The organism is Microbacterium sp. HMWF026 (genome assembly GCF_003061325.1).
Taxonomy (GTDB): Bacteria; Actinomycetota; Actinomycetes; order Actinomycetales; family Microbacteriaceae; genus Microbacterium; species Microbacterium testaceum_E.
The window spans coordinates 1-10,448 of record NZ_QAJB01000126.1; the positions used below are offsets into that span (position 1 = coordinate 1).

A 10,448-nucleotide genomic window follows, 5' to 3' on the forward strand; every position below is an offset into this window, starting at 1 on the left:
ATCGAGGGCAACGAGGTGGTGGCATCCACCCTCGAAGCCGTCGCGGCGGGACCGGGGACGGTCGCGTGGGCCCGCGCGCAGGGCTGGGCGGGTGAGACGGGGCTCGACCTCGCCGCGTCCTGGGCGGCGGGCGACGAGATCGCGGTGCGCGCGGTCCGGCGCTCGGCCACCGCGGTCGGCCAGGCCATCGCGGCGGCGGCGACGCTGTGCGACCTCGAGGCGGTCGCGATCGCCGGAGGCTTCGCTCACGTCGCGCCCGACTACGTCGACCAGGTGCGGACCGCGGCGCAGGCGGCCTCGCTGCACGCCTACGCCCGGCGCTGCCGCATCGTGGGGTCGGGCCTGGACGGCGACGGTCCGCTGCTGGGCGCGGCCGCTCTGGCGCTGCGCGACCTGCGGGACTGAGCGTCCCGCGTCCTCGCCGTGTGGGAGACGCCTCGCGCGTCGGGTAGGCTGTACTCGGCTCTCCGCGTGGCGGCATCCAGGCCAACTCCCCCAGGACGGAAACGTAGCAAGGGTAACCAGGCTCTACCGGGTGCGCGGAGGGTCTTTTCTTTGCCCGGATGCCGGTCCCGGCTCACTCGCGGCGGTCGGCCCTCCGCTCGGCCCCGTGCGTCTTGCGCCGGCGGCGCACCGCGGCGATGACGACCGGCAGCACCGACACCGCGACGATGACGATCACGAGCACGTCGATGTTGTGCGCCACGAACGGGATGCCGCCCAGCAGCACCCCCACGAGGGTCATCGCGCACGACCACCCGACGGCGCCGACCGCGTTCCACAGCAGGAAGCGGCGGTAGGGCATGTCGGCCGTCCCCGCGACCAGGGGCACGTAGGTGCGCACGACGGGGACGAAGCGACCGACCACCAGCGACAGACCGCCGTAGCGCGTGAAGAACGCCTCGGCCTCGGCCAGGCGCGCGGTGCTCAGCAGCTTGGCGTCGTCGCGGAAGAGGCGCCTTCCGAAGCGGCGGCCGAGCCAGAAGCCGACCTGGTCGCCGGCGAGGGCCGCGATCGAGGCGACCAGGGCGACCTGCCACGGGCTGATGCCGAGCGGACCGCTCAGGATCGCGGCGGTGACCAGCAGCGAGTCGCCGGGCAGGAAGGGGAAGAGCACCCCGGATTCGATGAACACCAGCAGCGCGATGCCGCCCAGCACGAACGGGCCGAAGGCCTGCAGCACGGAGGCGGCGTCGAAGGGGTTCAGGGCAGTGAGCATGGGCGGGAGTCCTCCGGTCGATGGCGGTGGGTCCGCCCGTGTCGACGCGCATACGCCGACGAGGCCGACTGTAGGACCCGTGCTCCCAGACGCCGCCCAGATTGACGGCGGGGGCTCCTCGTGGGTGCGTTCGCGCGTCAGCCGCGGGCGAAGGGCCCGTCGAGCACCGCCCACTGCAGCAGCATGATGGTCTTGGCATCCTGGATCGAGCCGTCGCGGATCATCGACAGGGCCTCGTCGATGTCGTACTCGAGGATCTCGATCTCTTCGCCCTCGTCGATCAGGCCGCCGCGGTCGCCCTCGCGGGTGGAGCCGTCGTAGGCGGCCGCGAAGAAGTGCAGGCGCTCGGTCACCGAACCCGGACTCATGTAGACGTCGAACACGTGCTGCACGTCGTCGACGCGGACGCCCGTCTCCTCCTCGGCCTCCCGACGGATCGCGGTGACGGGGTCGTCGTCGTCGAGCAGCCCGGCGGCGGTCTCGACGAGCATGCCGTCGGGGTGGTCGTTGACGTACACGGGATAGCGGAACTGCCGGGTCAGCAGCACGGTCCGTCGTGTCGCGTCGTACGGCAGGATCGTCGCGCCGTTGCCGCGGTCGTAGGTCTCGCGCGTCTGCGTGACCCACTCCCCGTCGTCGCCGCGGTAGCGGAAGGTCGTCGCGCGCAGCACGTGCCAGCCGGCGGCGAGCAGCTCGACATCGTCGACGCGCACGCGCGGGTTGCGGTCGAGGTCGCGGCCGGTGAGGTGCAGACCCGTGCGGCCGCGGTGGTCGGGGACGGTGGTTCCGGGGGCGTCAGAGGTCACGGTCGCGAGCCTAGACGCGCGGGGTCACGATGACTCGACGCCGAAGCAACCCCGGAGCGATGTCGGGGCCCCGCAATAGGCTGAACGCGTGACGCAGAGCATCTACATCACGTCGGCCGAAGGTCATTCGGGCAAATCCTCCGTGGCTCTGGGCGTCCTCGACGCCCTCAGCCGGGTCACGCCGCGCGCGGGGGTGTTCCGTCCCATCGCGCGGTCGACCGCCGAGCGCGACTACGTGCTCGAGATGCTGCTCGACCACGACAGCGTCGACCTCGAGTACGACGACTGCGTGGGCGTGACCTACGACGACGTGCGCGACGACGCCGACGCCGCCCTGGCGCGCATCGTCGAGCGGTACAAGGCCGTCGAGGCGCGGTGCGATGCCGTGGTCATCATCGGCAGCGATTACACCGACGTCGGCAGTCCTGCCGAGCTCGCCTACAACGCCCGGATCGCGGCCAACCTCGGCGCCCCCGTGCTGCTCGTCCTCGGCGGTCGCGCGCAGCAGGGTCACAGCGAGACGCTGGGCCTGTCGGTGGCCCGCACGCCGCAAGAGGTCGGTCAGATCGCCTCGCTCGCGATCTCCGAGCTGCAGCACGAGCGCGCCGCCCTCTTCGCCGTCATCGTCAATCGCGCGGATGCCGATCACCTCGACCCGATCGTGGCATCCGTCCGCCAGGTGGTCGACGCCGCACCGTTCGCCGGGGCCGAGGGGCGCACGGTGCCGGTGTGGGCTCTCCCCGAGGACCGCTTCCTGATCGCCCCCTCGGTGCGCGGAGTGCTGCGCTCGGTCGAGGGCGAGCTGATCAAGGGCGACCCGGCTCTGCTCACGCGCGAGGTGCTCGGTGTCGTGGTCGCCGGCATGTCGATGGTCAACGTGCTGCCCCGGCTGCAGGAGTCCGCGGTCGTGGTGATCCCGGCCGACCGCACCGAGGTGCTGCTCGCGGCGCTGCTCGCCAACGCCTCGGGCACGTTCCCCTCGCTCGCGGGCATCGTGCTCAACGGCGGCTTCGAGCTGCCCGACGCGATCGTCCGGCTGATCGACGGCCTGGGCTCACCGCTGCCGATCATCGCCACCGACCTCGGCACCTACGACACCGCGGTGCGCATCATGAACACCCGCGGTCGCCTCGCCGCCGACTCGCAGCACCGCTACGACACGGCGCTGGCGCTGTTCGAACGGCACGTCGACACCGAGCTGCTGACGCGCGAGCTGGGCGTCGCGCGCCCGAGCGTCGTCACCCCGCTGATGTTCGAGTACGGCCTCGTCGACCGCGCCCGCACCGACCGCCGCCGCATCGTGCTGCCCGAGGGCAACGACGATCGGGTGCTGCGCGCCGCGGCCACCGTGCTCTCGCGCGGCATCGCCGACCTGACGATCCTGGGAGAGCCCATCGAGGTGCGCGGCCGGGCCATCGAACTGGGCATCGACATCCGCGACGCCGAGGTGCTCAGCCCCTTCGACGCCGTCCACGTCGACAAGTTCGCCACCGAGTACGCGCGGCTCCGCGCCCACAAGGGCGTCACCTACGCCCAGGCCGCCGACACCGTCACCGACGTGTCGTACTTCGGCACGCTCATGGTGCACCTCGGACTCGCGGACGGCATGGTCTCGGGCGCCGCGCACACCACGGCGCACACCATCCGCCCGGCGTTCGAGATCATCAAGACGGCGCCCGGGGTCTCGGTCGTCTCGAGCGTGTTCCTCATGGCCCTCGCCGACCGCGTGCTGGTCTACGGCGACTGCGCCGTCATCCCCGATCCCACCAGCGAGCAGCTCGCCGACATCGCCGTGTCGTCGGCGGCGACGGCCGAGCAGTTCGGCATCGCCCCGCGCGTGGCGATGCTGTCGTACTCGACGGGGGAGTCCGGCACCGGAGCAGACGTCGAGAAGGTGCGCACCGCCACCGCGCTCGTGCGCGAACGCGCCCCCGAACTGCTGGTCGAGGGCCCGATCCAGTACGACGCGGCGGCCGACGCCGCGGTGGCCCGCGCCAAGATGCCCGGGTCCGCGGTGGCCGGTCGGGCGACGGTCTTCGTCTTCCCCGACCTCAACACCGGCAACAACACCTACAAGGCGGTGCAGCGCTCTGCGGGCGCCGTCGCGATCGGCCCGGTGCTGCAGGGGCTCAACAAGCCGATCAACGACCTGTCGCGCGGCGCGCTCGTCGACGACATCGTCAACACCATCGCGATCACCGCAATCCAGGCGCAGGGAGGCGCGCGATGAGCGTCGTGCTCGTGGTCAACAGCGGTTCCTCGTCGTTCAAGTACCAGCTGCTCGACATGGCCACCGAGAGCGTGCTCGCGGTCGGCCTGGTCGAGCGCATCGGCGAGCCCGCGACGGCCACCGGCGCCGGGGGCGTCGCGACGCACACGGTCAAGGCCGCCGCTCTGGCACCGACCGACGGACCCGCGCCGACGGTGACGGATGCCACGGTCACGATCGAACGCGAGATCCCCGACCACACGGCGGGCTTCGCCGTCATGCTCGAGGCCTTCGCCGCGCACGGCCCCTCGCTCGAGCAGTACGCGCCGGTCGCCGTGGGGCACCGCGTGGTGCACGGCGGCGCCCGCTTCTTCGCGCCCACGGTGGTCACGCCCCTGGTCGAGATCAACATCGACGAGCTGTCCGTCCTGGCGCCGCTGCACAACCCCGCGAACCTCGCGGGCATCGTCGCGGCCAAGAAGGCGTTCCCCGCGGTGCCGCACGTGGCGGTGTTCGACACCGCGTTCCACCAGTCGCTCGCTCCCGAGGCCTACACCTACGCGATCGACCGCGACCTCGCCGAGGCGCACCGCATCCGTCGGTACGGCTTCCACGGCACCAGTCACAAGTTCGTCAGCGAGGCCGCCGCGGCATTCGTCGGCCGCCCGCTCGCCGAGCTCAAGCAGATCGTCTTCCACCTGGGAAATGGGGCGTCGGTGACGGCGATCGAGGGCGGCCGTTCCGTCGACACCTCCATGGGTCTCACCCCGCTCGAGGGTCTGGTCATGGGCACCCGGTCGGGCGACCTCGACCCCGCGGTGCTGCTACAGCTCGCGCGACGCGCCGACATGTCGACCGCCGACCTCGACACCCTGCTCAACAAGCGCTCGGGCCTGCTGGGCATCGCGGGCGTCTCGGACATGCGCGACATCGGCCAGCGCCGCGATGCCGGTGACCCGGCGGCGCGGCTCGCGTTCGACGTGTACATCCACCGCCTTCGCGCCTACGCCGGTGCGTACCTGGCTCAGCTGGACGGCGTCGACGTCATCTCGTTCACGGCGGGCGTGGGCGAGAACGCGGCGGCCGTGCGCGCCGAGGCGATGGCCACCCTCGGCTTCGCGGGCGTCGAGATCGACGCCGAGCGCAACGCGGCGCGGGGGCGCGGCATCCGTCGCATCTCCAGCGACTCCTCGCGCGTCGAGGTGCTCGTGGTGCCGACCGACGAAGAGCTCGAGATCGCGCGGCAGACGCTGTCGGTCGCGTAGCCGCGCGCGGCGAGGTCGGCCGGCGACTCAGGCGCCGGCCAGGGCCATGTGCACCTGGTACCGGTCGCCGCGGTACCACGACGTGACGTATTCGACGGGTACTCCCGCCGCGCGCGAGGTGCGGCGGAACACCAGGACGGCGGTTCCGGCGGGGACGTCGAGGGCGTCGGCGACGCCGTCGGCCACGGTCTCGGCCCACACGGTCTGCTCGGCCGCGTCGATGCGCACGCCGTAACGCTCGGCGAGGACGGCGTACAGCGACCCGGCCAGATCCTGTGCGCCCAGGTCGGACGCCGCGCGCGGCGAGTACCACCCGGCTTCGAGAGCCATCGGGATGCCGTTGGCCAGGCGCAGGCGCTCGATCGACCAGGCCCGTTCGTCCTCGTCCAGGCCGAGGGCCGCGCGCACCTCCAGGGGAGGGGTGGCCCGCTCGACGCGTCGGACGAGCGTGGTGGCGACCATCCCGCGGCGACGCATGTCCTCGGTGAACGAGGCCAGATGCAGCTGCGACTGGACGCGTTCGCCGGCGACGAAGGTGCCCTTGCCCTGGACGGTGTACAGCTTCTGCTCCTCGATGAGCTGCCGCAGCGCCTCTCGGACGGTGGCGCGGCTGACGCCGTGCCGGGTCGCCAGGTCGCGCTCCGAGGGGATGGCGGCGTGCGCGGGCCAGGTGCTCCCGATGTCCGACAGCAGGATCGCCCGCAGTTGCGCGTGCTTCGGGATCGGGCCGGGCGTGACGGTCGTGGCCGGGGCGTCGGCGTCGCGGAGTCGGGGCATGGCGGCTTCGACTTTCGGTGTTGACACGCCCACCCCGGGCCAGTACTTTCACTGGTACGTACCAGTCCGAGCCAGTGGGCGGATCGTGCGGAGGAACGGCGTTCCTCTCCAGCCTAGGCGCGAGCGGTGGTGCGGACCGCTGACCCGCCGTCTCACCGAGGAGCACCCGTGCCCGATATCCAGTCCCCGCTCGTGGGAACCGTCCGATCCCTGTCCGCCGTCCCCGACGAGCTCTTCGCGCAGGGCGTCATGGGTCCCGGGGTCGCGATCGACCCGCCGGATGAGGTCGTCGACGCGGTCGCCCCGATCGACGGCACCCTCCTGCAGGTGTTCCCGCACGCCTTCGTCGTCGTCGCCGACGACGGTCTCGCCGTTCTCGTGCACCTGGGCCTCGACACCGTCCAGCTGCAGGGCGAGGGGTTCACCGTCTTCGCCGCCAAGGGCGACCGCGTGAGCGCGGGCACCCCGATCATCGCCTACGACGTCCCCGCGGTCCGCGCCGCGGGACGGGCGACCATCGCCCCCGTCGTGGTGCTCGAGCGCTCGTCCGAGGACGTCACCGTCCTCGCCGCGCTCGACGCCGGCATCCGTCCCGGCTTCCCGCTCCTGTCCGTCTGACCCGCTCCTTCACCGTCGAGAGAGACCCGCCATGACCACCACCGCCCCCGCCGCCCGTCGTCGCGGCATCCCGGGCTTCGCCCAGATGCAACGACTCGGCAAGAGCCTCATGCTGCCGATCGCCGTTCTGCCGGCGGCCGGCATCCTCCTGCGCCTCGGTCAGCCCGACCTGCTCGGTCAGATCGACCTGCCGGTCATCGGCCCCTTCTTCCAGGCGATGAGCGCCGCCGGCGGTGCCCTCTTCGACAACCTGGCGCTGCTGTTCGCCGTCGGCGTCGCGATCGGCTTCGCCAAGAAGGCCGACGGGTCGACGGCGCTCTCGGCCGTCGTCGGCTATCTCGTGCTCGCCAACGTCTTCAAGGCCATGTCGCCCGTCGTCCTCGCGGGCCAGACCACAGCCGCGGGCGAGCAGGTGCAGATCAACTACAGCGTCTTCGGCGGCATCGTCATCGGGCTGCTGACCGCCTGGCTCTTCGACCGGTACCACACCATCCAATTGCCCTCGTACCTGGGCTTCTTCGGTGGTCGGCGGTTCGTGCCGATCGTCGTGTCGCTCGCGAGCCTCGTCGTCGGCTTCGGGCTGAGCTACTTCTACCCGATCTTCAACACCGGACTGACGGGCCTCGGCGCCTTCATCGGCGGCACCGGCGCCTTGGGCGCCTTCGTCTACGGCTTCACCAACCGCATGCTCATCCCGGTGGGGCTGCACCACATCCTCAACTCCTACGTGTGGTTCCTGCAGGGGTCGTACACCAAGGGCGATGGCAGCGTCGTCACGGGTGAACTCACCCGCTTCGCCGCCGGCGACCCCACCGCGGGCGCCCTCACCTCGGGCTTCTACCCCGTGCTGATGTTCGGCCTGCCCGCCGCCGCGCTCGCGATGATCCACCTCGCCAACCCCGCCCAGCGCAAGGCGGCGATCGGCATCCTTGGCGCCGCGGGCCTGACCGCCTTCCTCACGGGCGTCACCGAACCGCTCGAGTTCGCCTTCATGTTCGCCGCGTTCCCGCTGTACGTCGTGCACGCGGTGCTCACCGGCATCTCGCTCGCCGTGGCGTACCTGCTCGACATCCACCTGGGCTTCTCGTTCTCGGCGGGGCTGTTCGACCTGCTGCTGTACGGCACCGCGCCCGCGGCGAACAACGTGTGGCTGCTGGTGGTCATGGGCGTGGTCTACTTCGGCGTCTACTACCTGCTGTTCCGTCTCGTCATCAAGAAGTGGAACCTGCGCACCCCGGGTCGAGAGGACCTCTCCGCCCCCGTGACGGAGGCTCCGGTGGTGGATGCCGACACCTCCGCCCCGGTCGCGGGAACGTCGCAGCCGGTCACGGCATCCGCTCCGGTCGCCGCCGCCGTCGCGGCGCGCGAGGACTCCCTCGCCGAACAGCTGATCGCCGCGTTCGGAGGGCGCGACAACCTCACGCACGTCGACGCCTGCATCACACGCCTGCGCATGGAGGTCGCCGATCGCACGCTGGTCGACCACGCGCGTCTCAAGCAGCTGGGTGCCGCCGGGGTGCTCGAGGTCGGCGACAACGTGCAGGCGGTGTTCGGCCCGCGGGCCGAGGCGCTCAAGAACGACATCATCGAGGTGCTGTGATGGAGGTCGTCGTCGTCCCCACCCCCGAGGATGCCGCGACCCTGGTCGCCGACGCCTATGCGGCCCTGCTGCGGCGGACGCCCGCGGCGGTGCTCGGCCTGGCGACCGGATCGACACCGCTGCCGGTGTACCGCGAGCTCGCGCGTCGCCACCGCGACGAGGGACTGAGCTTCGCCCGCGCCCGTGGCTTTCTGCTCGACGAGTACGTCGGGTTGCCGACCGGGCACCCCGAGCGCTATCGCGAGTTCATCCGCACCGAGCTCGAGCAGCACGTCGACTTCGCCCCCGGGGCGATCGTCGGCCCCGGCGATCTCGACGTCGCGCCCCTCGAGGCGGGCCCGGCTTACGAGCAGCTGATCCGCGAGGCGGGGGGCATCGACCTGCAGATCCTGGGCATCGGCACCGACGGCCACCTCGCCTTCAACATGCCGATGTCGAGCCTCGCCAGCCGTACGCGGCTGAAGACCCTGACCCCGCGGACGCGTCACGACAACGCCCGGTTCTTCGACGGCGATCTCGACCAGGTGCCCACCCACTGCCTCACCCAGGGGCTCGCGACGATCCTCGACAGCCGCCACGCCGTCATGCTCGGCTTCGGCCGCGGCAAGGCGCAGGCGGTGCGCGAGGCCGTCGAGGGTCCGCTGTCGTCGCGCTGGCCCGCGTCGGTGCTCCAGCTGCACCCGCACGCCACCGTCGTGGTCGACGAGGATGCCGCGAGCCAGCTCGCCTTCACCGACTACTACCGCACGACCTACGCCGGCAAGCCGGTGGGGCAGGGGCTGTGATGCGTCTGCGCGCCGCGCGCGCCCTCATCGCGGGCGCCTTCGTCGGTCCCGTCGTGATCGACGTCGCCGGCGGTCGCATCGCGCGCATCCGCCCGGCGACGGGGGAGGAGCCCGTCGACTCCGACCTGACCGACGGGGTGCTGTCGGCCGGCATGCTCGACCTGCAGGTGAACGGCTCGTTCGGCGTCGACGTCGCCGCGGCCGACGAGGCGGGCTGGCGGACGCTGCTCACGGGCCTCGCGCGGCACGGGGTGACGGGGGTCGAGCCGACCGTGATCACCGCGCCCCTGCCCGACACGGTCGATGCCCTCGAGCGGATCGGCCGGGCCCGCGATGTCTTCTCCGACGAACCGGTCGCCCGCGTGCTCGGGGCGCACCTCGAGGGGCCGTTCCTGTCTCCGGCGCGAAAGGGCGCGCACCGCGCCGAGCACATGCTCGCCCCCGAGCCGGCGCATCTCGACGCGCTGCTGGCGCGCCCGGCGGCCCGCGCGGCGCTGCGCACGGTGACGCTGGCCCCCGAACTGCCCGGTGCCCTCGACGCCATCCGACGTCTGAGCGGCGAGGGCCACGTCGTCGCCGTGGGGCACAGCGACGCCACCGCCGCCGAGGTGCACGCCGCCGCCGATGCCGGGGCGACCATGACCACGCACGTCTTCAACGCGCAGCGCCCCCTGAAGCCGCGTGAGCCCGGGGTGCCGGGGGCCGTGCTCACCGACGACCGCTTCTTCGTCGGCACGATCATCGACGGCCGGCACCTCGACCCGAGCGTCGTGTCGCTCGTGCTCGCGACCGCCGGGCGCCGAACGGTGGGGGTGACGGACGCCATCGTGACGGCCGGACTCGACGCCGGCACCTGGCTCGACTTCGGCGGGGAGCCCGTGGCGAACGACCCGCACGGCCTGGGGCGTCGCCCGGACGGCACGATCGCGGGCGCGGGGATCGTCCTCGACGAGGGAGTGCGGCGCATGATCGCCGCGGGACTCGACGCCGCGGCCGTGCTGTCGGCGTGCACCGAGAACGCCGCCCGGTCGTTGGGTCGCACCGACATCGGGCACGTCGCCGAGGGCGCCGCCGCCGACCTGGTGCACTGGGATGCCGCGTGGCATCCGTCGCAGGTCTGGATCGCCGGACGCGCGCTGTCGCCGGTCGCGCGCTGAGGGCCGCGGCCC

10 protein-coding genes and 1 other RNA gene are annotated in these 10,448 nt (G+C 72.1%); 8 read left to right on the forward strand and 3 right to left on the reverse strand.

Features of this window, described 5'->3' with window-relative positions:
- A partial coding sequence (locus DBR36_RS05720; protein ID WP_146185244.1) for an ROK family protein occupies positions 1-405 on the forward strand: 405 nt, incomplete at its 5' end.
- A gap of 53 nt (positions 406-458) precedes the next feature.
- Positions 459-555: signal recognition particle sRNA small type (gene ffs / locus DBR36_RS05725), an RNA gene on the forward strand.
- Positions 556-577: 22 nt separating this feature from the next.
- Here ffs and DBR36_RS05730 read toward each other — a convergent pair.
- The gene (locus DBR36_RS05730) at positions 578-1,219 is read right to left on the reverse strand and encodes a DedA family protein (RefSeq protein WP_108317963.1); all 642 of its coding nucleotides are present in this window, start codon (positions 1,217-1,219) and stop codon (positions 578-580) included.
- Positions 1,220-1,356: 137 nt separating this feature from the next.
- Positions 1,357-2,025 carry an NUDIX domain-containing protein gene (locus DBR36_RS05735; protein ID WP_108317964.1) on the reverse strand — a complete coding sequence of 223 codons (669 nt, stop codon included), beginning with the start codon at positions 2,023-2,025 and terminating at the stop codon, positions 1,357-1,359.
- Positions 2,026-2,113: 88 nt separating this feature from the next.
- Between DBR36_RS05735 and pta the strand changes: the two genes are divergently transcribed.
- On the forward strand, positions 2,114-4,255 hold the full coding sequence (gene pta, locus DBR36_RS05740; protein ID WP_108317965.1) for a phosphate acetyltransferase: 2,142 nt from the start codon (positions 2,114-2,116) through the stop codon (positions 4,253-4,255).
- Complete coding sequence (locus tag DBR36_RS05745; protein WP_108317966.1) at positions 4,252-5,499, forward strand: acetate/propionate family kinase; 1,248 nt, start codon at positions 4,252-4,254, stop codon at positions 5,497-5,499. The genes pta and DBR36_RS05745 overlap by 4 nt, the downstream gene beginning before the upstream one ends.
- A 27-nt stretch (positions 5,500-5,526) precedes the next feature.
- Here the strand turns inward: DBR36_RS05745 and DBR36_RS05750 are convergent, their stop codons facing one another.
- A complete protein-coding gene (locus DBR36_RS05750) occupies positions 5,527-6,276 on the reverse strand; it encodes a GntR family transcriptional regulator (RefSeq protein WP_108317967.1) in 750 nt (249 codons plus the stop codon).
- 168 nt (positions 6,277-6,444) lie between these two features.
- On the opposite strand from DBR36_RS05750, the gene DBR36_RS05755 reads away from it, so the two are divergent.
- From DBR36_RS05755 to DBR36_RS05770, 4 genes are read left to right on the forward strand one after another with little or no spacing between them, the layout of a single operon-like run.
- Positions 6,445-6,894, forward strand: coding sequence for a PTS glucose transporter subunit IIA (locus DBR36_RS05755; protein WP_108317968.1), 450 nt, complete (start codon positions 6,445-6,447; stop codon positions 6,892-6,894).
- A gap of 31 nt (positions 6,895-6,925) precedes the next feature.
- Complete coding sequence (locus DBR36_RS05760) at positions 6,926-8,494, forward strand: PTS transporter subunit EIIC (RefSeq protein ID WP_108317969.1); 1,569 nt, start codon at positions 6,926-6,928, stop codon at positions 8,492-8,494.
- Complete coding sequence (nagB, locus tag DBR36_RS05765; RefSeq protein ID WP_108317970.1) at positions 8,494-9,279, forward strand: glucosamine-6-phosphate deaminase; 786 nt, start codon at positions 8,494-8,496, stop codon at positions 9,277-9,279. The genes DBR36_RS05760 and nagB overlap by 1 nt, the downstream gene beginning before the upstream one ends.
- On the forward strand, positions 9,279-10,436 hold the full coding sequence (locus tag DBR36_RS05770) for an N-acetylglucosamine-6-phosphate deacetylase (RefSeq protein WP_108317971.1): 1,158 nt from the start codon (positions 9,279-9,281) through the stop codon (positions 10,434-10,436). The genes nagB and DBR36_RS05770 overlap by 1 nt, the downstream gene beginning before the upstream one ends.
- Positions 10,437-10,448 lie beyond the last annotated feature (12 nt).